The sequence below is a fragment of the Anabaena sp. FACHB-595 genome (assembly GCF_048568275.1).
Taxonomy (GTDB): domain Bacteria; phylum Cyanobacteriota; class Cyanobacteriia; order Cyanobacteriales; family Nostocaceae; genus Trichormus.
The window spans coordinates 2,949,684-2,973,031 of record NZ_CP183473.1 but is presented as its reverse complement, the minus strand read 5'-3'; the positions used below and the strand labels follow the sequence as shown (position 1 = coordinate 2,973,031).

Here is a 23,348-nt window from a genome sequence, read left to right as displayed (position 1 = left end):
TGATGTAGTTAGAGATAATAAGCTATAGATACAGAATTTTTTAGTTCTATCCCGCAATCGGCTCAAGATGCAGACACTCAAGCTACTCAACTGGTGGCAAACACTAACACCAATAGCGAGAATTGGGGCGATCGCTCTGTTCGCTCCTTTATTAGTTCTCAATGGTTGGGCAATTTCCGCAATTTTTGATTACTTCCATTCCTTAATAGTCATTTTAGTCGGAGCTTCAGTTTTAGCATTTCTGCTCAACTACCCTGTTAGTTGGATGGCGCATCGCGGCGCGAGGCGAGAGCAAGTTGCTATTTTAGTGTTTTTATTGGCTCTATCAATTTTGTTAGCTCTGGGTGTGACTTTATTTCCTCTGGCGCTTACCCAAGCTCAACAACTGGTAGCACGTATCCCAGAGTTAATTGATTCTGGGCGATCGCAGCTCATGATGTTAAACGAGAAAGCAGAGACTGTAGGTTTACCGATTAACCTGGATGCTTTGGTAGTACAGATTAATGATCGCGTCAAAGGACAACTCCAGGCGATCGCCGGACAAGTCCTCAATCTGGCCGTTGTCACCTTCACCAGTTTGCTAGATTTTCTGTTGACAATGGTGTTAACTTTCTATCTTCTCCAGCATGGCGGTGAACTTTGGCAAAGCTTAGTAGAATGGCTCCCTAGCAAGTTCCGCGCTCCATTCTCCCAAACAGTACGCTTGAGCTTTCAAAATTTCTTTATTACCCAGTTAATTTTATCTACTTGTATGGCATCAGCCCTCATTCCTGCCTTCTTATGGCTGAAGGTGCCATTTGGGCTATTATTTGGGCTGACCATTGGCATTATGGCGCTTGTGCCATTTGGTGGTTCTGTGGGTATTGCACTTACTACCTCACTAGTCGCATTGCAAGATTTCTCGATGGGAGTCAGAGTTTTGATTGCGGCTGTAATTGTCCAGCAAATTCTGGAAAACTTAATCGCTCCCCGTATCTTGGGCAATTTTACTGGCTTGAATCCAGTCTGGATATTAATATCTGTTTTGACAGGAGCTAGAGTTGGTGGACTTTTAGGGGTAATTGTTGCCGTTCCCACTGCTGTAATAATTAAGACTGCTTTGACTGCCTTACGTCCCTCTAGTGTAAATAATGCAATAGAAGTAACAGATACCACAGAAATAGCTGCATCCGTAGTACAAAAAGAGAATCCCAAAAATACCCTAAGTATTTCCGAACCAACTACGCCGTAATTTGGGCATTTATGGGAAACGGGTCATAGGGAATATGCTTTTCTCTAGAGGTGAACAAAATTAACGATTTGGATAAACATGGCGCATTTCAAAGCGGCTTTGCTCCCACAGTGGTAGTAAGGCTTGCTTTGCAGCATTTAACTGGGCTTGGGAGCAGCTTATTTTGCCATGTTCGATAATCCAGATAAAAATGCGAGTAATTAAAACTGCTTTAAAACTATTTTCATGTTGATAATTATTAATTCTACCCACTTGAGCATCTAAATAATAAATTACGTCTTTAAAACTCCATTTTTGGAAATTACTTTTAACTCTATCTTTTGTATTATCAGTTTCCATTAAAGATAAGTTACGGATAATATAATCCATCCCTTCTATTGATGAATCTGTATTCCGTACTAAATTAGTGAATGCCCTGTAATATACCCGCAATAATGTAGTCGAACTATTTTCTATATATATATTTAGCCAAGATTGTATATCTTGGAGATAAGGAATTAACTCTTGAATTTCATTGATTTTTGTAATAGAAATCCTGTTATTTTCGGTATTCAATATATTATTTAATAATTCCTCTTCAGACAACGGATATTTAGCCGAATAATAATCAATAACTTTAGGAATAAATTGATTTAATAGCCATTGTTGAGTGTATTTAGCTGTCCAAGTACCCCGTGGGCCGATATCTTGCTGCCATGTATTCATTTCGCCTTTTTCCAAAGATTGTAGATGCACATCATTTATTTCATAAACTATGTTAATTATGCCGTTTGGTAATATAGATAAATAATTGACAGGTTTGGGTAAAATAAAAGCATGATCCCGAATCCCACGACTAACACGAATGGAAATATCTTCCTGTTGAAATAAATGCCACTCTGATTTACCTTGCACATAGTTAAACTCATTGGCGAAGTTGTGCATTAATCGCCATAATTTTGCATCTACAGAAAACAGATTAACTCCACGCACACCTAAAAAATCTGTAAATTCAAAATCCCAAGTTTCTAAAGCATTTTCAAAAGCAATAATCGCTTTTTTATATTCTTGAGCAACTATATCGATACATAAACATAAGTCTGCTGTTTCTAAGTCAGATAATATAACTGTTGTTTGACCTAGATTAACTTCAAAAGCGTTATCATCTAATTGTTTAAGAAAACTCCGGCAACCCCATTCTGGACGGGTATTTAAGCCTGTCATGAGGTTACCTAAAATATATTGATGATTTAAGCTAACCTTTAGTCCTCTTAAGATAACGCTGCTAAATTGTATTTGACAATTACCTTCACCAGAAGCTTTAGGTAAGTTACACTCTATAACTACTTTAGGCTTGACAACAGTCAGGCGATCGCCTTCTCTAAAGGTAGAGGTTCTAAAGTCAGTATTAGCGACAATTTCCTGTAAATTGTACCGTCTTAATGATTTTTCTATGAGGCTATATTGTGTATATTTAGAAATATTAGCTGTGTTTTTATCAATATTTTTAACTAAATTAAAATTAAAGTTATTATAGAATTCTGTGGCTATATGGGTGTTTTTTAAAGAATCGACACTTTTGTCAAAGATTAATTCTTCTTTGTGGTAGATAAAATATTTAAAAATCCTCACATGATAGCCATTAGTCACTAAAAAGTATAAAGGTTTTAAATAAGTACTATAAAACTTGGCGCGTTCGATAGCTTCTGGAAAATTATTAGAATTTGGCTCTAAATATATAGCAATGATTAAAGCTGTTTCAGCATTTTGTTTAATAACATCATCAGTAGAGAAATATATATAAATACTTTCTAGATTTTTTTCAATGTTTTGAGTATTTAAAGGATAGTTACCAGCCGAATATGTCTTGGGATAACAGAGATGACGAAACATAGGTACAATAAAATTTATCTCGACATCATCTTTGTTTTTTAAAACACGATAATCAAAAGATTGTATCCATTGAATAAATTGTTTAGTTTCATTAGAAATTGACATTATATAGTTACAATAAGCACTTTAATAGAAACTGAGAAAGGCACAGCCTGACTGTGCCTCTATCTTGTTTAACTATGATGGGTGCGAAGGTCAACATTATGCCAACGCCACCACCTTCTCAAGCAACCCTTGGAATAACTTTAATCCATCGCTACCACCAAGCACAGGGTCAGAAGCCCTTTCTGGGTGAGGCATCATGCCTAAAACATTGCCTTGGCGATCGCAAATCCCGGCTATATTATTCAGGGAACCATTGGGATTTTCACCCGCATAACGGAAAAGCACCTGCCCATTATCTTCAATCTCAGATAAAGTTGCCTCATCAGCATAAAATCTGCCTTCTCCGTGGGCAATTGGGAGAGTGATGACTTCACCAGGGTTGTAAGCTTGAGTCCAAAGGCTATTGGTACTCTCAACAGTGAGAGGGACGCGATCGCAAATAAAATGCAAATCTTGATTTCTCGCCAAGGCTCCAGGTAAGAGTCCGGCTTCAGTTAATACCTGAAAACCGTTACAAATCCCCAGCACCAACTTACCTTTTTGGGCGTGTTCCACCACCTGCTGCATCACAGGAGAGAACCGAGCGATCGCCCCACAGCGTAAATAGTCACCATAACTAAATCCACCAGGGATAATCACCACATCCAAATCAGCAATATCGGTGTCTTGATGCCAAACCATGCGAGTTGGCTGTCCTAGCAAGTCTCTAGTGACATAGGCAACATCGCGATCGCAATTAGAACCAGGAAATACAACAACGCCAAATTTCATGATTAGTCAGTTGTTAGTTGTTAGTTGTGAGCCAGTACGGTCTTGGGGGTTTCCCCCATGAGTAACTGGCGTTAGCGCAGCGTTAGCGAGGAACGAGCGTCACCCGGAGGGTCAGTTGTCGGTTGTCAGTTGCTATTGTTGTTTTCTTACTTATTGCCCGATCCCTAAAATACTCCGGTCTGGGTTTCGACTTCAATCAAATCAAAGCGATAATTTTCAATTACTGGATTAGATAACATTTGATCACAAATGCGGTTTAAGTCTTGACGCGCTTTTGCTTCATCAGAAGTAGTAATGTTGAGTTCAATGTACTTACCAATCCGTACATGATCAACGTTATCGTATCCCATTTGCAGGAGACCAGATTGTACGGCCACACCGGCCGGGTCTAAAACTGAAGGACGAAGTGTCACGAAAATTTTGGCTAGATACTTAGTTTGCACGGAGTTTTTCTGAAAGCTGCGATCGCTATACTATAACTTTCTGTTCCAACTGAGTAAAAATAAGTTAATCGAGACGTTAAAGTTAATTTATTAGTTAGGCAGTAGAACAGCTTCTAATCCAGTGGCAAATTTAAATAATAGTCTATGAGAGCCATACGCACCCGCAGTCAAGAGCGCATCTTAAACCTGTTGCAAACCATTAAACAAGGCATTTCTGCCCAGGATATTTATGTAGAACTCCGTAATCGCAATCAGAGTATGGGGTTAGCAACAGTTTATCGTTCCTTGGAAGCCTTAAAACTAGAAGGCTTGGTGCAGGTACGGACTTTACCTAATGGCGAAGCTCTCTACAGCCTAGCGCAGCAAGATAAACACCATCTTACGTGCCTGCAATGCGGTGTATCTATTCCTATTCATCAATGCCCTGTTCACAACTTAGAAGAACAGTTACAAACTGCCCATAAGTTTAAGATTTTCTACCACACTCTGGAGTTTTTCGGTTTGTGTGGTAAGTGCCAAATGAATCACGCGAGTGAAATTTAGTCAATAGCCGAAACTACTGACCACTGACCACTGACGACTGACTATCCGAAACAATCGAGCGAATACCCTCTAAAGTAGCGGGAATAGCGCGGGGGTCCATAAACATGACTTTACTGCTATCGCTCTTACCGATGGTTGCGCCCATATCGAGATAACCCAAAGCCAATAACACCTCTAGGGCTTGTTCAGCAGTACCATTGGAACTGATTTTCTGGGCAAGAATTTCTGCTGATTCGGCAATAGCCTGAGCTTTGAGAACTTGTTGCTGACGTTCAGCCTGAGCTTTGAGAACGATCGCTTTTTGTTCCGCCTCTGCTTGTAAGATTACCGACTTTTGCCTGGCTTCCGCATCTAATATTTGGGCTTCGGCCTTACCTCTGGCAGAATTGACAGCCGCTTCCCTCTCACCCTCTGAATTTAAAATTGCTGCTCGTCTGCGTCGTTCGGCTGACATTTGCAATTCCATCGATTCCCGCACAGCTTGGGAAGGAATAATATCTCGCAGTTCTACCCTTGTGACTTTTACACCCCAAGGATCAGTGGCAATATCCAATTCCCGTAATAAAAGTTCATTAATTTGGGAACGAGCCGTAAAGGTTTGATCTAACTCCAACTGTCCCATTTCCGAGCGAATTTGGGTCAGCACCATATTCACCATTGCCGAGTGGAGGTTTTCTACTTTGTACCAAGCCTTTTCCATATCGACAATTCGCCAGTAAACCACTGCGTCTACTTCAATTCCTACGTTGTCGCGGGTAATACATTTTTGGGGTGGAATATCTAAAACCTTTTCGCGGATAGTTTCTTTGTAGACGGCTTTATCTATAAAAGGAAGGACAAGATTTAGTCCTGGGCCTAGCTTTTTGTGGTAGCTACCTAATCTTTCTACTAAAACTTCATTACCTTGATTAATCACCTTCACAGACCCCGCAACGGCAGAACCACCGAGCGCTAAAGCAATCAATAAAAATAACTGTTCCATTGCCAACCTCTAAATATTTCTGTATAAGTTATAACCAACTGTTAATTAGGACTTACGCGCCCAGGCTGTCTGTTGAGAGTGGGTATAAGGGTTTTAAACATTTACACCCCTAAACCCCTGTACCCTTATCCAAACCCTTGATTTTTCATTTTCATGCGTAAGTCTAGTTAATGACTAGTGACTAAAATGCAGCAAATTTTCAGGCATCACCACTAAAGTAGTGCCTTCCCTCCTGACTACATAAACCCTTTGGTGAGCAGCGATAGTGATTTGCTCGTCGTCGCACTTTGCCCGCCAAGAATTTCCTTCGTATAATACTCGTCCTGCTTGTCCGGGGAGAATTTCTGTTAAGGTTTCCGCCGTAATTGCATCTTGAATTTTTGACCTACGTTGTCGTGGTTGCAAAAATCGGCGGGAAAGTGCAATCAAAACGGTAGAAAGAAACAACCAAGCCACAACTTGCAGCCATAAAGCTAACCCCAATTGAGATAGTAACGCCACCATTAAGGCGCTAATTCCCATCATGAAGGCGATAAACGCCGATGGTAAGAACAATTCTGTTAAGCAGAGAATTGCTCCAGCCAGTAGCCAGATTAAGGTAGATATTGGCATAGCGCCATCCTAGACACTACATTCACACAAACCAACTTAGTCGCTGGTTATCTGGATTTGGTGATTGGTAATTGGTGATTGGTAATTGGTAATCAAACATAACTCTTACCCATTACTCATTACCTTTTTCCCAGCAATTTTGATTAAAATCAGTAACAATGTGTAGCCACAGGTACACAAAACAAGTCTATTCTGTCCTTCAAGCCTTTGACTGCTAAAGTTAATCGAACTTCACCACTTAATTTATTTTTAAAATTTATACTTGTATGCTTTCTATCGAACGGATAATTTATTGCATAAATCAAAATTGTGATAACCCGATTAATTTTGCGGGAGAACGTGTTTGCGCTAGTTGTCAAACTCCTTTAGTTCACCGTTATCTTTGGGCTACAGGCTCACTAGCAACCGAGATCCCACTAGGTACAAAAGTATCAGATAGATATGAGGTAATAGGACAACAGGTTTGGTTGGACACTCGGCCGGGATTATTACCAGAAGTACCTCAAGAATTACCGCCGGATGTTATTCCTTATCTTCGCTTATATCCAGAGCGATCGCATCTCCCCCAAGTCTATGGTTTTGTTACCTCTCTACCAGAAGGCGCAGACAATATCTTATTACTAGAAAATGTCCCCATCGATGAAGAAGGGAATATTTATCCAACTATCATCGATGCCTGGGAAAAAGCCAAACCAGTCAGACAAGTTTACTGGTTATGGCAGATTCTCCAATTGTGGACACCATTACTGGAGTTAGGACTAGCTCAAAACCTGCTGAAAGCCGACAATTTGCGCGTCCAAGGTTGGTGTGTGCGACTGTTAGACCTGAATGCCACAATACCTACAGAACAGCCTAATTTAAAAGATTTAAGCGATTCTTGGCAGCCTCTACTAGAGTTGACAACAACTTCTGTTACTCCAAGGTTGCAGAATATCATCCAGCAGATGGCTAACTCAGAAGTAGAGTTAGAAACTATTGCGACTCAACTTAATGCTTTATTACTCGCAGCCGCCGGAGAATTGCCATTAACTTTAAGCATGGCAGGGGTGACAGATGCAGGCCCCCAACTCAAACAAAATGAAGATACTTGCTATCCCAATACTGCTGTTGACTCCCATGAATTATTAGTACCAAATTTAGCGATCGTTTGTGATGGCATTGGCGGACATCAAGGGGGCGAAGTAGCCAGTCAATTGGCAGTGCAGTCTCTAAAATTACAAATTCGTGCTTTATTCACCGAAGTAGCAACTCAGCCAGAAATTGTCCCACCAACTTTGTTACAGGAACAACTCGAAGCTAGTCTGCGTGTGGCTAACAACCTCATCAGTTCCCGTAATGATGAACAAAAGCGCCAAGGTAGAGAACGCATGGCCACAACGCTGGTAATGGCAGTACAAGTACCGCAACGAGTATTAACCACATCTGAGTGGCAATCAGATAATGCCCATGAGCTTTATTTGGTTAATGTGGGTGATAGCCGTGCTTATTGGATAACTCGTGAATATTGCCAACAGCTTACAGTAGACGATGATATCGTCACGAGGGAAGTCCGTTCTGCCCGGAGTTTGTATCGGCAGGTACTCCAACGACAAGATGCCAATGCTTTAACTCAAGCCTTGGGAAACAGAGATGCTGAATCTTTACGGTTGGCGATTAAGCGATTCATCATCGATGAAGATGGGATTTTATTATTATGTTCCGATGGGTTAAGTGATAACAACTGGGTAGAAAATTCTTGGCAAGATTACGCTGTACCAGTATTAACTGGTCAAATGACTGTTGAAGATGCTGCCCACCATTGGATTAATCTAGCCAATGAGAAAAATGGCCATGATAATACTTCTGTTGTGCTGACTCTTTGCCGTGTTTCTAAAGAATATTTAGTGCCAATCACACCAACGCCACCACTGGTAGAGATTCCAGAACCAGAAATAGCAGAACTGGAAAGATACCCAGAAGAATCTATCTTGACGGAAAGTTCTCAAGCATTGCTGGATTTGGAACTCCCAGATGAACCCAGCCCAGCCCCAATTAAACAACCAAAACGCCGTCAACCTTTATTATTGGTTGGGGGATTATTGGCGTTACTAGTAGGGGGTACAGGTATAGGATTATTTGCTTGGTGGCAACTTAGTCCCCAATCATTTCAGCAGATGTGTCAAAAACTACCCCCGTCATTGCAGCAATATTGTTCACCGAGGGGCAGATGAGGAGCAGGGGAGCAAAGAAGAATACTATGAACTATTGACCAATCACAACTGACTAATGACAACTGACTAATGACAACTGACTAATGACTATGGACTAACGACTATTTATTGTAGAATTGATTCTGTCGTTAAAGCGCACAGCAAAGGCAATTTTGCTCACTAATTGCGCTCAAAGCCTGCGTAGGTAAGCTTTGTTTGTATATAAGTTAGAGAGTTGTGAAACAGAGCATCTGTAAATGTTGAGTGCTATGGGAGTTGCTGTTGTAAACAATACTTTTTGTTAAAAAAGCAAGTTAGTTCAGTGAGGATGGCCGTGGAGATACTTGTTGAAAAAGGTGTGAATGTTGTTATGAAAGTTGGCGATCGCGTCTGTGTAAAAGAATCGGTAGTAGTTTACCATCATCCTGAACATCGCGGTAAAGCTTTTGACCTCAAAGGCTCAGAAGGCGAAATTGTGGAGATTGTCACCCAATGGCAAGGTAGACCTGTTAGTGCTAATTTACCTTTTCTTATCCAGTTTAGTAAAAAGTTTAAGGCTCATCTACGGGAAAATGAGTTAGAAGTTATCTAAAGTATCTAAATCTTTGAGGAGCGGCGGAACCATGAGAAAATATTAACTTCGCCGCGCATTCTTTCTAGTTCCTGGCGATGCTGCTCGGCAGTTGCGTAGTACCATTCACAATGGCGCTGAAACTCAGAACGTTTTTGCACTTCATAATAAAACTGATGAGTTGTCTGATAAGCTGCAAAAGTATCCTCGGCTTGGGGTTGGGGTACAGGTAGAATGTAGGGTAAGTTTTCGTTCATGGATTTTAGGGAGCAGGGGAAGTAGGGGGAGCAGGGGAAGCAGGGTAAGCAAAGAAGAATTACTATTGACTATTGACAACCGACAACTGTACAGACGCGATTAATCGCGTCTCTAATTAGACCCAACCTCGTAACCAATAAACAAAGCTGCCAACGTATTCTTTCAGGGCGTTTGTGAATAGGTGTAAGTTGTAAGTATCTGGTAATAAATTCAATATAGCGGCTTTGGGGGTGTTGCCGAGTTCCTGGAGTTCACCTTCGCTAACTAAAAAGTCAGTGGGTGCGGGGATAACGTTCATACCTTGACGCTGGAAAATTTTCAGCGATCGCGGCATATGTAATGCTGAAGTTACCAACAATACTTGATCAATACCACGAGATACTAATATTTTCTTGACATTTACGGCATTTTGATAGGTATTAAGTGAATCGGGTTCTTCAATCAACACACTAGCCGGAATACCTAGAGATGTGAGGATATTTGCCATATCTGTTGATTCCGATGAACCGCTTCCGCGCCAATCGATGCGTCCCCCACTGAGGATGATGAGTGGGGCTTTGTTTTGGCGATATAATTGGGCAGCATAGATGACGCGATCGCCTTGTTCACTTAAATCTGGTGTAATCCTTGGGGGAAAGACTGATTTAGTTGCACCACCTAAGACGATGATGGCTTCAGCGTTGGGTAATTGTGCCATGGGTAGATTTTGCCATTCTAGCGATCGCACCAAGTATTTAGCAACCCAGGCGTTGCTGCACAATAGCAATAAAGTTAACGATAAAGCTATGGCTGTAGTCGCTATACGTGGACGTTTACGCAAAGTTACTAGTGCTACTACTAAACCGACACTAGCTAATCCTAAAGGATAAAAAAATAGAGGCAGTAATTTAGATAAATATAAGAACATATTTATGGTTGTGGAATTGGGTATCGCGGGTTGAGTTTTGGCTGTGCTAAGACAAGGTAGCAGATGAGTCTTAGATTTCCATGAAACAGCAAAAAAATCAATTCAGCCATCTCACAGCCATTGAAAGAACTTATCTATCATTTCCTGCACAGTTTTTACTAAATCAAAACCTGCTACAAGGCCAAATTTTAGACTTTGGTTGTGGATTTGGGAATGATGTTAAATTATTGCAGCAAAAAGGCTTTGATATTACTGGTTATGATCCTTATTATTTTCCTCAATATCCTGAAAATAAATTTGACACTATAATTTGCTTCTACGTTTTAAATGTTTTACTCCCCGAAAATCAAGCTAATGTCCTCATGGATATATCCCACTTATTAAAACCAGGAGGTAAAGCGTATTATGTAGTCAGAAGAGATATTAAAAGGGAAGGGTTTCGAGAACATTATATTCATAAAAAACCTACATATCAATGTCTTGTCAAACTACCATTTCACTCAATCCATTTAGATGAAAGCCGAGAAATATACGAATACACTCATTATAATAACCAGCGTCATTCATCTAATTATTGTATATTTTGCAATCCCCATAAAAACTTAAAATTATTAACAGAATCGGCAACTGCCTACGCTATCTTTGATGGTTATCCAATCAGCAAAGGACATATATTAGTTATTCCCAAACGTCATGTTAGCGACTACTTCGAGCTACCCCAAAAAGAGCAATCAGCTTGTTGGTTAATGGTAAATAAAGCACAGGAATTTTTGAAAGCAGAATTTGCCCCTGATGGCTTCAATATAGGTATGAATATCAATCGAGCCGCCGGACAAAATATTATGCACGCGAGTATCCACATCATCCCACGTTATCAAGGCGATGCCATAGGAGCGAAAAGTGGCATTAGAAACGTCATACCTCAAAGAAAATAGTTAAAACTTTGCGTCCCTCAGCGCCAACCTCCGCGATACTTTGCGTTAAAAAAAGTTAAACAACCTCTCTAGCCTTGCGTCTTTCCACCTCCTCTGTGTCCTTCCGATAGCCATCCAACCACTGAATAATTTCCATAGATAACTCTTGCTTACTTCTAGTATTAGCATCAATACAAACGTGTCGAGTTACAGCCTTAGCCACTAATACATCTGCCAAATAAATTTCATAATTAATCTCAAACTTTTCCGCACCAATCTTTTGCGGTACCAAGCTAATTATCACCTGAGCCCCACAAAATAGCGGACGCAAAAAATCTACACTGGCATGGACAATTGGGAAAGCCATACTAGGATTAGTAAAAAACTCTTTGAGACTAATTCCTGATGTTCTCAAAGACGCTTCATAACCTTCATGACAAATGCTGAGGATATTAGCAAAATAAACTACTCCCGCAGCATCCGTATCTTGAAAGTTAATTGTCCGATGATAAGTAAAAGGCATATGGAAAATTACCAAATAAAAAAAAGAGCAGACTAGAAGTCCGCCCTACAAAATCATATTACTGTGCAAGAAAAATTTATAACTTTAATGGTGAATATATATCTTCAGAAGTAGGGTTAAGATAAGGACGCTGTAAATCTATAGAATGATGTTGAAAGTGTTTGTTAATCGTCTTCATTCGTTCTTCGACTGCATTCTTACCCTTCTGCCAAGCTTCTAACAAAGCATTCGCCACAATTTGACAACGATTCATGCCAAAAGTCTCTTGTGCGGCAAATTTTTGCGTAGGTTCTTCAGCCAGACTCAACCCAGGTGCTAAAAATTTGGTAAACAGGGGTATCTCTGGCTGGAAATAAGCTTGATACTCTTGATATATAACCTGAAGAATTTTATGTATTACTGGATAGTTTTCGTGTTCAAAATAGAGTACGCCTGAGTCATAGCGTCCATAGGCGCAGGGATTGTACAGAACTTGAAAGGTAAAAGGAAGTGCGGCGGCGTTGAATTGTGCTGTTAAACTATCCATAAGTGCGATCGCACCATCTGCACTGAAATTAAAATAGATTCTCCCTGTACCTAAATCAGCATCCGGGTTTCCTGACTGTTCCTGTCCCACATCACTCACAGCTAAGTAGTAGCCGTTTTGCAATCGATTATTAGGCATCCAAATCGCTACTGATTCCCCTACAGTCGCAGATTTTTTACCGGGTTTGAGATGGCAATCTGGTTCTATGTATAAAGTTAAACCACTCTTAGTCACTGCCATACTACCATCGGGTTCCTTACGTAACACCTGCCAACTAGGGTCAAAATAACCCCGTCCGTGATTACTGGCTTGCAGTTGTTCGTAAAATTCCCAATCGATACCCACATTGGTATTAGTTGCTAAATTTTGTGGCATCGAGTAATTAGCATTGTTGTCAGTTGCCAAATTACTTTGCAATACACCGTTGTAATAAATTCCATAAAGGAAGTTACGCAGCAATAAGGCGAGATATTTATTTTGTAGAGCAGGGGAGTTGTGCTGAAATCTATCTGCTACTTTGGTTGGTAAAGCAAAAGGCTGATAACTGGGATGGTTGATACAAAAGTTCGGCTCAATTTGGATATTAGTAGCAATATCCATCAGAGAATTAAACAGTGGGTTAGCAGAATAGTCTAGCATCAATCAATTCCAAACTCAAAATTGATAATTTAGAAAACCCCTACAGGGTAAACATCCTGGCTCTAATATTAATTCTTACCTAATCGATGACAAATTCAAAACTGATAATTTTGCTTTTTGAATTGTTCATCATCGTGCTTTTAGCAACCACGTAAGCGGGTTTTTTCGTAATACAGGGGAACTAACTGTTTTTCTTTCTCAGGATGTGATATTTGAGGAAACTTTGCTACCGGAGAGAGAATTTCTGCCTCCGAGATACCAAAAATACTCAGTATGGATTGCTCAGGCATAGTCAGCAGATTTTTAGCTATTTGAAGCATATGAAGGTGAGAAGTATCAAATAATTTACAGTTATTAATCTTGTCTTGAATTTGGTGAATTAAAGCCAAGCCGACAAACTTGATAACTCGCACCAAAAAATTAGGATGGTATTCCAAAATCATGGGAAAGGCTTGCAAATAAGCTTGTAATAAAGCCACTAAAGATGGTTGAATCTCCTCTAGTGGTATCATTGCTAGTTCTAGAGACTCTGCTAATTCCAGAGTAGGATCTACAACTAAACTCTCAAGCCAAATTTCTAAATAACTAGCTAAAATAGTTCCTAAATCAAAAGCCGGATCTCCCCAAGTGCAAGCTTCCCAATCAATCAATCGCACTAGGCAATTATCTAATTGGTTCCATCGGGAATGAATTAATATATTGTTGAGTTTGAGGTCATTATGAGTTAAACAACAAGCATCCCACTCATAAGCCAAGTCAGCGATCGCTGCTTCTAAACTCTCATAGCATTGATAGAGAACGTGAAATTTTAAGGCTTCAGTAGGAATTTTACCAAAAATCTCTGGACTCAGAAAACTTATTCCTTGTGCCGGATTGTAAAAATGATAGCGGAACTGTCCTTGAGGCGCAGTCGCCATGAAATCACGATATTCTTTCCCCTGGAAGGTAGTACGGTGTAGCGCTGCTAATGTCGTCCCAATTGCCGCCGCAATTTCTTTGGGGAAAACATTCGTGTTTTGATAAGATTTAGCTAAATCCAGGTACTCGCTTAAATAACTGCGAACGAGGATGGAATTTTCCTCATCAAAATGTACCACCAAAGGAGCGATCGCAGAAATATTTCCGAGAATGGGAAACTTTTGTAGTAATTGGTGAAATAGCCATTCATTAAACAATTCATGGAGAATCCCATCATCTTCTATACTACGTTCTTGTTTAACTAGCAGTTTGCGATTATCTGCTAAATTCACCACTAAATTGTAGTTCTTCTTGGTAATTGGCAATTCAAATATGTCTGATTTGCCATCTTCTGAGCTACACAGTTCTGCTGCTTGCAGATGCTGGATAACGTTTTGAGAAGACAGTGGTAATAACATTGATTATTTCCTAGTTCGTAAAATTGCTGAGATAATCACCTAATCTCAAGATTGGTCTCGTTTTAGTCGTCTAGGTAGATAACAACAAGGATATAAGTATCAATCATGATTGCTTTAATCTATAAATATCTCATCTCCTTTACTAATACCTGCCAAAATGGCAAAATAGCCTTTATTTTTGCTTTAATTTTTGATGTAATCCCCGCCAAATCTTTAAAATAAATATTCACTTTTTGGAAAAACTATGTCAGATTATTTAATTTTTTATATAAACTTATAATTGATTGTTTACTGGTGATTCCTAAACCATAATTTATTACACTTTGCGTGTCAGATGTCAGTTTTTGAAAGGATCTGGCTTAATACTCCATCCCCTCGTGGATAAAGTTTTTTATTAACTGAATCACCTATCTAAAGAGAGATTTATACTGATTCATATATTAGACATAAGATTTTTCATAGGATGAATCTATCAGAAGTAAGGTATACGAAAACCCATACCATGCCGACTATGACATTGATATGCAAAAGCTAATTTCACTTACTACGTTAGATAAAATAGGAAATCTCATTTTCAGGTATTAAAATGTTTTGTAACAATTAATACATTTTTACTCTAAGCTTTTTAAAGCTATTAATTTAATATGTGTATTATTTTTATTTATCATCACCAAGTTCAAAAAACCGGATACTTTGGGTAACCGGCAATAATTTTTTGAAAAAATATTAAAATTACATTATGTAATACAATAATGTTTCATTGCCTACGTCCACTAAAGAGGAGTTTTTGTATAAACTTCTGATGAGCAAGCAAAGAAACATAGGCATTTCACCTTTTCCAAATAAGCAAAAATTATGTCATCAGTAAAGATTTTTGCTTAATTTAAGTTGTTATTTACAATACAAAATGTACTTAATAAACCGACATTTCTAGAGCAAAAGATTTTCGTGATGTGAGATACACCTAATTTCACCGGATATGCTGTCAAAGTCATTCACATATTATTAATACCAATGTACTATAGTGAGACAATCCTCAACAAATCTAAAATACTAGCACTTACCCATAAAAACGAAATATCAAGGGTTTGGATAGGGGCGTAAATGTTTAAAACCCTTACACCCTTATACCCTTCGTAAGTCCTATTACTTAGGAGCTACCATTTGATTGACTAAAACTACCAGTGACAACATCCCTAAAATAGTCATTAATCCCGCAGGCATAAACTTGCGTGTTCTAACCAACCTTAATGCAAAGAAGACTACCAGTGCAGCAGTCACCACAGTTGCTAAAATTAAACCCCAAGTTTGTCCTTGGAGTTGTAAGTAAGCAGCAACAAATAGTAATAAACCACTAAAAACACCACTAAGGAGAGAAACTTGACTATTAGCCTGAAAGTAGCCAATAATGCCACCAATAAGCGCTAACATACCATAGGCGATCGCAGCAGTTACACTTAAATTCATTGTTAAACCTTATCTAGATGTTGATGATGTGGTCAACAGTCAACAGTCAACAGTCAATAGTGAAGGTTTTGGACTAATGACTACTGACTACTGACTACTGACTAAGTTAATTGATGGATAATCCAGCAATGTCGGCAATTACTTCTCTCTATCCCCAAGTACAATTTCTCCAACGCCAAGCAGCATCCCTTTTACTGTACCAATCAGTCCTACAAACTGATGTTGGGATTGCATTCCAAGAACTGTTACAAGCCATACGTTATGCTGATGCTGATGCTAGGGGTTCTCTTCAAGCCTATGGCAATTACTTTCACGCTTTAGCCACTAGGAAGCAAAATTGGGAAGATTATTTAGTTTCGCAAATTTTGATAGCTGAGAATCCCTTTAGCAAACTTACTCAACAGCAAGACTTTGAAGATTTCCCCCCGGCTTTAATCTCAGCCGTAAAGCATGATTTACAAGTCTTACAGAGTCTTTATGAATGTAATAGTGCTGTTTTGAGTCAATGGGTGCAAGCCGTGGCTCATTTACCTATTTCACCTGTAGTATGGTATTTGGAACAAGATGATATAGGGTCAGAAACAGCATTATCGTTACATCATCTAGAGCATTGGGCAGATGCGGCAGAAGAATTAGCCATTTATTATCAAAAATTTGGGACAGGTTTATTTGCTCAATACCGCGCCTTACGCTGGCAAGATGGTGAATTTCTTGGTATTTCTTACCATGACCCAGTTAAACTAGGTACACTCGTGGGCTATGAGTTACAACAAGAAGCCTTATTGAAAAATACAGAATTTTTATTATCGGGTGAGAAAGCACTGCACGTATTACTTTATGGTAGCCGAGGGGCCGGGAAATCTTCCTTAGTCAAAGCCTTATTAAATGAATATAGTCATCGCCAACTCCGCTTATTGGAAGTTTCAAAAGCAGACTTAAAAGATTTACCCAAGATTGTGGAACAGTTACGCGGACTGCAACAAAAATTTATCATTTTTGTTGATGATTTATCCTTTGAAGAAGACGATGATGCCTTCAAAGCGCTAAAAGTTGTTTTAGAAGGAAATTTGACAGCCCGTCCCCAAAATGTGGTAGTCTACGCTACCTCAAATCGTCGCCACTTGATTCGAGAGTTTTTTGCTGATAGACCCGGCTTGAAAAATAATGAAGAAGTCCATGCTGGGGATACGATGCAGGAAAAACTTTCCTTTAGCGATCGCTTTGGCTTAACCCTCACCTTTGAATCTGCCGATCAAAGCACCTATCTAAAAATTGTACGCCATCTAGCAGCCCAAGAGAGAATTAGTATTAACCCAGAAGAGTTAGAATATCAAGCATTACAGTGGGCAACACGCCATAATGGTCGTTCTGGGCGTACTGCACAGCAATTCATAGATTTTCTAAAAGCAGACACATCTCTGTTTGCTGCAAATAACAATATCTTAAATACCCACTCATGAAAATAATTGTTGCATGATTTCAATATTTTGTTACTTTCACAACAATCTCATCCACAAACACTTACAACTAGAGTGACTAACACCAAAATATGAAGAGTAATCATTGGCAACGCTGCTCAGTCAAAAAGCTTAACTACGCTAAAAATCAGCAATATGCAACAAGTCATAGTAAGTAATCGATTTATTTTAGGCATAGTTGCCTTTAGTGTGAGTTTTGGTTTGAGCCTAGTTCCCAAATGGAATTTTAGTCAAGCTTTTTTCACAGGTGTAATTACAGTAGTAGCTACTTATGCAGCCGCCTTATTTGTAGATAAGCGACGGAGGAATTATGAACTATTACTTTTAAGTTCACTCCGTAAACGCATTCAAGAAACCGAGGGACTGAAGTCCAGGCTAGCCAGAGAAATTGAACAACTAGAGACCCATCGCAGTTTATTATACACAGAGTCACAGCAGCTAAAAAATCAAATTTTAGATAGCCGTAATCAAAGAGATAGTTTGCATCGAGATTTAGGAATTTTTGCCAGTCAAAGGAAACAGATAGAATCGGAGCTTGCTAACCTAAAATCTACAATTTGCAGCTTGGAAGAAAATCAAATAGAACTGAACAATTCCTTATCTACACTGGCATCAGAAAAACGTAGATTAGAATCTAACCATCATGTTTGTCGGGCAGAAATTACCCAGTTACGAAATCAAATTAGTGATCTAAATCAAGAAAAACAAGAACTTGAAAACAGTATTACTTTGCTAGGAAGGATAAAACCTCAATTAGAAGAAAAACTTTATGAACTGCGAATTAATATTCAAGATTTAGAGTTAGAGAAAAGCAAGCAATCTCAAATACTTCTAGATACGAGCAATGAACAGGAAAGCCTAGCTGCAAATATTGACTATTTACAAATTCAAAAAACAGAACGCCACAATGAATTACAACAAATCCAAAATGAAATCTTTTTGTTGCAACAAGAACGAGACATCCTGCAAAATCAAGTTTGGGAACTCTTACAACAAATAGAAACCGTTAATCAAGAACCTATTTCTATTAATACATCAGAACAAGAAGGAACATTTTTTTCCTTTTCAGATATTCTCGAAAATTTAGATAAAATAGATGCTAAAAATGATACGTCCCAAGCTTTGCCTGAAGAATGGCATACTTTATTAAAGCAGTTACCTAGTCATGAAATTCAAGTATTAAAAATTATAATCGGGCAAGATAATCCCCAAGCATCGATCAAAAAAATTGCTGAAGCTAACATCACTATGCCGAATTTGCTGATTGATTCTATCAATGAGCGAGCTAATGATACTATTGGTGAATTAATAATTGAAACCGATCTAGACGTACCAAAGATTTACGCAGAACATATAACCAATGTCAGAAATATAGTCGCATTGTATGAACATCTAATAGCTAGATACGCATCCTGAAATTTAATATCCCTAGCTCATCGTAAAATTTTTATAAAAATATGGTGTAATTATTGCCAGAACCTATATACATATAGACTGGAAATTATCCAACAAAAGCATGATGTTATTCTAATTATTTAAAGGGTTGCACCACAACATACAATAAAAAGCGGCTAGGGACTAGAGACTAATAAATTTAAATCCCCACTCATCGCTATAAAATTGGCATCGATATCCCGTACAGAAAAATACATGGCAAAGCTCAAAATCCCGAAAAAAACTTCAACTGCTTTGATTAATTCACTAGGTGCAGGAGTAGTACCCAGATTAGGAGTAGAACACATAGCAGTTGGTCGAGAAAAAGAACTTAAAAGCCTATTACAAAATCTCGATGATATTGCCGAAGGTGTAGCAGCATTTCGTTTTATCATTGGTAACTATGGCGCGGGAAAAAGCTTTATCCTCCAGATGGTTCGTAACCGAGCAATGGAGCAAGGTTTTGTAGTTGGTGATGTTGATTTATCTTCGGAACATCGCCTAGCAGGAAGCAACAATGAAGGTCTAGCAACCTATCGAGAATTGATGAGTAGCCTTTCCACCAAAACCCGTCCTGATGGTGGTGCGTTAGTTTCAATTCTAGAAGGATGGATTAACAAAATTCAGCAAGAGGTAGTTAAAGAAACTCAGCTACGTCCCAATGATGAGGGTTTTGATGACCAAGTAGAAGCCAAAATTCGAGAAGTTGTTCAGTATATAGAAGACTTAGTTCATGGGTTTGATTTTGGTAGCATTATTGTTGCTTATTGGCGTGGCTACCGCTTAGACGATGATGATTTAAAAAATTCTGCACTGCGTTGGTTACGGGGAGAATTTAATACTAAAACTGAAGCCAGGACAGCTTTAGGCGTAAGGGTAATTATTGATGATGATAGTTGGTATGACTATATTAAACTCTTAGCTAAATTCGTGGCAGAGATTGGTTATAAAGGATTGCTGATTTTAATGGATGAAGCAGTGAACCTCTACCAAATATCTACTACAGTTACTCGTGAGAAGAACTATAACAGATTACTAGCAATGTTTAATGACACTATGCAGTGTAAAGCAGAACATTTAGGTATTGTTATAGGTGGGACAACAAAGTTTTTAGAAGACCCGAATCGAGGACTTTTTGCAGACCAAGCTTGGCGTAGACGCACAAAAGAGAGCCGCTTTGTGCAACAAAGCGATATACAAGAGTTTATTGGGCCAGTCATCCGCCTTAATCCTTTAAGTGAAGCAGAAATTCTGACACTTTTGCAACGTTTAACGGAAATTCACGCCCTCCATTTTGGTTATGACAAGATTTTGACCAACAAGGAATTACAAGAATTTGTCAAGGAAATCGTCGGTCGTTTAGGCGCAGAAGCCTTATTAACACCAGGAGAAATTGTTAGGGATTTTATTAGTGTGTTGAACATCCTACACCACAATCAAAACATTAAGTTTAGCGAGCTAGTTCATAGTTCTAGTTTTAAACCTACTGCTGTGGGTCAAGATATCGGTGTAGATGAAGATAATGCAGCTGAATTTAGCTTGTGATTTTGAAGTTTTATTCGATATTAAGGATTTGACAATAAAAATTTAAATAATAAAAAGGGCTTCAAGACTAATATTTATCTGAAACCCCTTTTATTATTCTATGAACTATAGTGCGGATGAAAGGACTTGAACCTTCACTCCTCTCGGAACTAGAACCTAAATCTAGCGCGTCTGCCAATTCCGCCACATCCGCTTATGCAACTATACTAGTATAGCACTTTATCTCAGGGAATAGGCAATAGATAATAGGTATTAGTTAAAAATTCGTAACAATCACATCACGCCTACACGAGGTAGGCGATGTTTAAATCCACAAAGAACTTCCCAGGAAATAGTGTTTAACGCTTCTGCCCAATCATCGGCTGTGATTTTTTCCTTTCCTTGTTTCCCAAGTAAGGTGACAATTTCCCCTTCTTGTAGGTCTGGTAAAGCACTAGCATCTATCATCAACTGATCCATCGTGATAGCACCGATTTGTGGCACTCGTTGACCACGAATTAAAACCTGCATTTTGTTGGATAGATTACGCGGTACGCCATCAGCGTAACCAATACTCACAACGGCAAGGCGCATTTCATGAGGGGCTATAAATTGGTGTCCGTAGCTTACGCCAGTACCGGCAGCAATTGTTTTGACGTGGGTAATTCGCGCTTGGACTTGGATGACTGGTTTTAGGCTGATTTTATTCTGTAAATGAGGGGCTGGATAGAGTCCATACACGGCTAAACCTACCCGTACCATATCATAGTGTAATCTCGGATCTGCCAGGGTTGCAGCCGAGTTTGCTAAATGCAGGCTAGGAATTTTAATACCCAAAGTTTTGATTTGAGCGATCGCCTCCTCAAATCTTCTATGCTGTTCTTCCATAATCCCTGGATCTGGGCTATCTGCGGTCGCTAGGTGGGAGTAAACACTAGCAATATCCAAATGGGGTAAACGCTCTACTAACTGTACAAACTCCCCTGCTTGTTGCCAGTTAGTACCCAGTCTAGACATACCCGTATCTAACTTAATATGTACAGGTATAGGAGAATCATGCTGGATGGTTTCCAAGGTATTGGAAAATATTAAAGCTTGTTTGGGACTACCAATAGTTGCTTGGAGTTGCCATTGAGCGATCGCCTGAATTTGTTCTGGTGTATGGGTAGCCCCTAAAATCAAAATGGGCGCTTGAATACCGGCCTCTCGCAATTGAATACCCTCTGGAACAGTGGCGACACCCAAACAACTAGCCCCCGCTTGTAATGCTGTCTGTGCCACCGTCACAGCACCATGACCATAAGCATCTGCTTTAACTACTGCCATTAACTGAGTACGCGGTGATAAAAACTGCTTAAGTTGCTGGACATTGTGCGACAACGCCTCTAGGTCAATTTCTACCCAAGCGCGTTGTGAAAACCAAGCATAGGTATCACATTGTTGATGAGAAGCCATACTTGAGGCTTGTTGGCGACTTAACATTTCACTCCCCCTTATCACACCACTGCTTTTTAAATGCGTATTTATTCCGAATTGCGTTGGCGTTAGCCTTGCCGCAGGCTATTGCGAATTGGTTTTATAGCCACATCAGAGTTAATCAGGAAGTTTAACTCGCATTTCGCAACAGATACAACATACTTGAGTAAAATTTTGAAATTTTCTCGTTCAGATGTTGATCAGGGAGGGGGTTAGAGACTGGAACCTAGTGTATTTTACTCAATACTCCACCTCTTAATTAAAATTAACAGGTTCTTTTTGCTACTAATAACTAGCAGTAATAAGAGCTAAACTTCTGTTTTTGACTGAGGTAATAGCCAATTAATAGGGGTTCTGAGCCATTACCAATAACCGACAGGATCAATTACTCAATTATTGCGGAAGTATACTTTAACCTCCTCTCCCAAGAAGAGGAAAATCGTGTTAATATATGTAAAACTAATACCTTGAGCGCTGATCAATGGGTAAGGTTTTAGTCCTAAACGCCTCTTACGAACCGCTCAATATAACGAGCTGGCGACGCGCTGTAGTTCTGTTAATCAAAGGCAAAGCAGAACGCGTTGAACATAACGGTAGGTTCCTTTACTCGGACTTTCCGTTACCAACTGTAATCCGGTTGCGTCATTACGTCCGCGTTCCGTATAAAGAAATTCCTCTGACCCGTCGCAATATATTGCATCGTGACGGACATACTTGCCAATACTGTGGCTATACCGGGGACGAATTGACACTGGATCATGTAAATCCGCGATCGCGCGGCGGTGGCGATAGCTGGGAAAATATTGTAACGGCTTGCGTGCGTTGCAATGTCAAAAAAGGCAGTCGCACACCCCAAGAGGCACGTATGCCTTTGCGCCATCTTCCTCGTCAACCCTATAGCAGTCTCTATTTTGAGGTCAGCAAGCATCTCAAAAGTGGATTGCATCAAGAGTGGCAAAAATATGTTATAGGACTTTGACACTAACACAGTAACCTTCAATACCCAGTTGTTTTGTCACCTAAAAGTAGGTGTTATGTCTACTTGTCTATTTGATTGCACTTTATCAGCCTGATTTTAAGCCTGATAAAGTACCAAACTGGGTATAAATTCGATTTTTCCTTAATCCTGCTACGGATATTTTGCCTACGAGTGGTGTAGGGGAGTACTCAATTAACCAGTTAAATAGCCAACAGCCTCCTATTATAACACCCAAATCAGGGAAATAGTAAAATAAACTGTGAGTGCAGTTTTTATAGAATAATTTTCTTTCAATCTTTACATTTACGCTGACGCAAGCACTCTCCTGTTTGCTCGTCTCTCGCTGATAGTTGCCACGGAATTATCTGTGATTGAGTATTTTTGCTATCAGCAGTCAAAGCAGTTTTACTCAACACCTGAGTCACGAAACTTGAAACATTACTATCACTAACAAGATTGACCCCGGCATTAGAAAAACACATAGGTAATGCCATGAGGCTAATGTATATCCGCCTATTCATCCCAACC

The 23,348-nt window shown here is 39.4% G+C and carries 22 protein-coding genes and 1 tRNA gene; 9 read left to right on the top strand and 14 right to left on the bottom strand.

Features of this window, described 5'->3' with window-relative positions:
- The first annotated feature begins 67 nt into the window (after window positions 1-67).
- On the top strand, window positions 68-1,231 hold the full coding sequence (locus ACN222_RS12390) for an AI-2E family transporter (RefSeq protein ID WP_010996633.1): 1,164 nt from the start codon (window positions 68-70) through the stop codon (window positions 1,229-1,231).
- Between the two features lie 60 nt (window positions 1,232-1,291).
- Here the strand turns inward: ACN222_RS12390 and ACN222_RS12385 are convergent, their stop codons facing one another.
- The 3 genes from ACN222_RS12385 to purS all read right to left on the bottom strand — a co-directional run bounded on the left by ACN222_RS12385 (window position 1,292) and on the right by purS (window position 4,422).
- Window positions 1,292-3,208, bottom strand: coding sequence for a hypothetical protein (locus ACN222_RS12385; protein ID WP_010996632.1), 1,917 nt, complete (start codon window positions 3,206-3,208; stop codon window positions 1,292-1,294).
- A 96-nt stretch (window positions 3,209-3,304) separates the two neighbouring features.
- Window positions 3,305-3,979: a phosphoribosylformylglycinamidine synthase subunit PurQ gene (purQ, locus tag ACN222_RS12380; protein ID WP_010996631.1), complete on the bottom strand. Its 675-nt coding sequence runs from the start codon at window positions 3,977-3,979 to the stop codon at window positions 3,305-3,307.
- Window positions 3,980-4,143: 164 nt separating this feature from the next.
- Window positions 4,144-4,422, bottom strand: a complete 279-nt coding sequence (gene purS / locus ACN222_RS12375) for a phosphoribosylformylglycinamidine synthase subunit PurS (protein ID WP_010996630.1) — start codon at window positions 4,420-4,422, stop codon at window positions 4,144-4,146.
- A gap of 144 nt (window positions 4,423-4,566) precedes the next feature.
- Between purS and ACN222_RS12370 the strand changes: the two genes are divergently transcribed.
- Window positions 4,567-4,965, top strand: coding sequence for a Fur family transcriptional regulator (locus ACN222_RS12370; protein WP_010996629.1), 399 nt, complete (start codon window positions 4,567-4,569; stop codon window positions 4,963-4,965).
- 13 nt (window positions 4,966-4,978) lie between these two features.
- Here ACN222_RS12370 and ACN222_RS12365 read toward each other — a convergent pair whose 3' ends face one another.
- Window positions 4,979-5,947 carry an SPFH domain-containing protein gene (locus ACN222_RS12365; protein ID WP_010996628.1) on the bottom strand — a complete coding sequence of 323 codons (969 nt, stop codon included), beginning with the start codon at window positions 5,945-5,947 and terminating at the stop codon, window positions 4,979-4,981.
- 174 nt (window positions 5,948-6,121) lie between these two features.
- Complete coding sequence (locus ACN222_RS12360) at window positions 6,122-6,559, bottom strand: NfeD family protein (protein ID WP_010996627.1); 438 nt, start codon at window positions 6,557-6,559, stop codon at window positions 6,122-6,124.
- Between the two features lie 266 nt (window positions 6,560-6,825).
- Here ACN222_RS12360 and ACN222_RS12355 point away from each other — a divergent pair, with 266 nt between their 5' ends.
- Window positions 6,826-8,769 carry a PP2C family protein-serine/threonine phosphatase gene (locus ACN222_RS12355; RefSeq protein WP_010996626.1) on the top strand — a complete coding sequence of 648 codons (1,944 nt, stop codon included), beginning with the start codon at window positions 6,826-6,828 and terminating at the stop codon, window positions 8,767-8,769.
- Window positions 8,770-9,076: 307 nt separating this feature from the next.
- Window positions 9,077-9,340 carry a ferredoxin-thioredoxin reductase variable chain gene (locus tag ACN222_RS12350; protein ID WP_044521388.1) on the top strand — a complete coding sequence of 88 codons (264 nt, stop codon included), beginning with the start codon at window positions 9,077-9,079 and terminating at the stop codon, window positions 9,338-9,340.
- A gap of 5 nt (window positions 9,341-9,345) precedes the next feature.
- Here the strand turns inward: ACN222_RS12350 and ACN222_RS12345 are convergent, their stop codons facing one another.
- On the bottom strand, window positions 9,346-9,576 hold the full coding sequence (locus ACN222_RS12345; RefSeq protein ID WP_010996624.1) for a hypothetical protein: 231 nt from the start codon (window positions 9,574-9,576) through the stop codon (window positions 9,346-9,348).
- A 116-nt stretch (window positions 9,577-9,692) separates the two neighbouring features.
- On the bottom strand, window positions 9,693-10,484 hold the full coding sequence (locus ACN222_RS12340; RefSeq protein ID WP_010996623.1) for a YdcF family protein: 792 nt from the start codon (window positions 10,482-10,484) through the stop codon (window positions 9,693-9,695).
- A gap of 80 nt (window positions 10,485-10,564) precedes the next feature.
- Here ACN222_RS12340 and ACN222_RS12335 point away from each other — a divergent pair, with 80 nt between their 5' ends.
- A complete protein-coding gene (locus tag ACN222_RS12335; RefSeq protein WP_010996622.1) occupies window positions 10,565-11,419 on the top strand; it encodes an HIT family protein in 855 nt (284 codons plus the stop codon).
- 55 nt (window positions 11,420-11,474) lie between these two features.
- Here ACN222_RS12335 and ACN222_RS12330 read toward each other — a convergent pair whose 3' ends face one another.
- The 4 genes from ACN222_RS12330 to ACN222_RS12315 all read right to left on the bottom strand — a co-directional run bounded on the left by ACN222_RS12330 (window position 11,475) and on the right by ACN222_RS12315 (window position 15,929).
- Window positions 11,475-11,921 (bottom strand): acyl-CoA thioesterase, encoded by a 447-nt coding sequence (locus ACN222_RS12330; protein ID WP_010996621.1) that lies wholly within the window; start codon window positions 11,919-11,921, stop codon window positions 11,475-11,477.
- A gap of 76 nt (window positions 11,922-11,997) precedes the next feature.
- The gene (locus ACN222_RS12325; protein ID WP_010996620.1) at window positions 11,998-13,086 is read right to left on the bottom strand and encodes a T3SS effector HopA1 family protein; all 1,089 of its coding nucleotides are present in this window, start codon (window positions 13,084-13,086) and stop codon (window positions 11,998-12,000) included.
- 140 nt (window positions 13,087-13,226) lie between these two features.
- Window positions 13,227-14,462, bottom strand: a complete 1,236-nt coding sequence (locus ACN222_RS12320) for a phosphotransferase family protein (RefSeq protein ID WP_010996619.1) — start codon at window positions 14,460-14,462, stop codon at window positions 13,227-13,229.
- Window positions 14,463-15,608: 1,146 nt separating this feature from the next.
- Window positions 15,609-15,929 carry a TMEM14 family protein gene (locus ACN222_RS12315; protein WP_010996618.1) on the bottom strand — a complete coding sequence of 107 codons (321 nt, stop codon included), beginning with the start codon at window positions 15,927-15,929 and terminating at the stop codon, window positions 15,609-15,611.
- Between the two features lie 113 nt (window positions 15,930-16,042).
- Between ACN222_RS12315 and ACN222_RS12310 the strand changes: the two genes are divergently transcribed.
- From ACN222_RS12310 to ACN222_RS12300, 3 genes are all read left to right on the top strand, one after another.
- On the top strand, window positions 16,043-17,389 hold the full coding sequence (locus ACN222_RS12310; RefSeq protein ID WP_010996617.1) for an ATP-binding protein: 1,347 nt from the start codon (window positions 16,043-16,045) through the stop codon (window positions 17,387-17,389).
- 153 nt (window positions 17,390-17,542) lie between these two features.
- Window positions 17,543-18,823 carry a tellurite resistance TerB C-terminal domain-containing protein gene (locus ACN222_RS12305; RefSeq protein WP_010996616.1) on the top strand — a complete coding sequence of 427 codons (1,281 nt, stop codon included), beginning with the start codon at window positions 17,543-17,545 and terminating at the stop codon, window positions 18,821-18,823.
- A gap of 234 nt (window positions 18,824-19,057) precedes the next feature.
- On the top strand, window positions 19,058-20,386 hold the full coding sequence (locus ACN222_RS12300) for an ATP-binding protein (protein WP_010996615.1): 1,329 nt from the start codon (window positions 19,058-19,060) through the stop codon (window positions 20,384-20,386).
- A 111-nt stretch (window positions 20,387-20,497) separates the two neighbouring features.
- On the opposite strand, the gene ACN222_RS12295 is transcribed toward ACN222_RS12300, so the two are convergent.
- Window positions 20,498-20,579, bottom strand: a tRNA-Leu gene (locus ACN222_RS12295).
- 80 nt (window positions 20,580-20,659) lie between these two features.
- Complete coding sequence (gene alr, locus ACN222_RS12290; protein ID WP_044521383.1) at window positions 20,660-21,847, bottom strand: alanine racemase; 1,188 nt, start codon at window positions 21,845-21,847, stop codon at window positions 20,660-20,662.
- A 475-nt stretch (window positions 21,848-22,322) separates the two neighbouring features.
- Between alr and ACN222_RS12285 the strand changes: the two genes are divergently transcribed.
- Entirely contained in the window at window positions 22,323-22,820 is a 498-nt protein-coding gene (locus ACN222_RS12285) for an HNH endonuclease (RefSeq protein WP_010996613.1), read from the top strand.
- Window positions 22,821-23,110: 290 nt separating this feature from the next.
- Here the strand turns inward: ACN222_RS12285 and ACN222_RS12280 are convergent, their stop codons facing one another.
- Window positions 23,111-23,341: a hypothetical protein gene (locus ACN222_RS12280; RefSeq protein ID WP_044522996.1), complete on the bottom strand. Its 231-nt coding sequence runs from the start codon at window positions 23,339-23,341 to the stop codon at window positions 23,111-23,113.
- Window positions 23,342-23,348 lie beyond the last annotated feature (7 nt).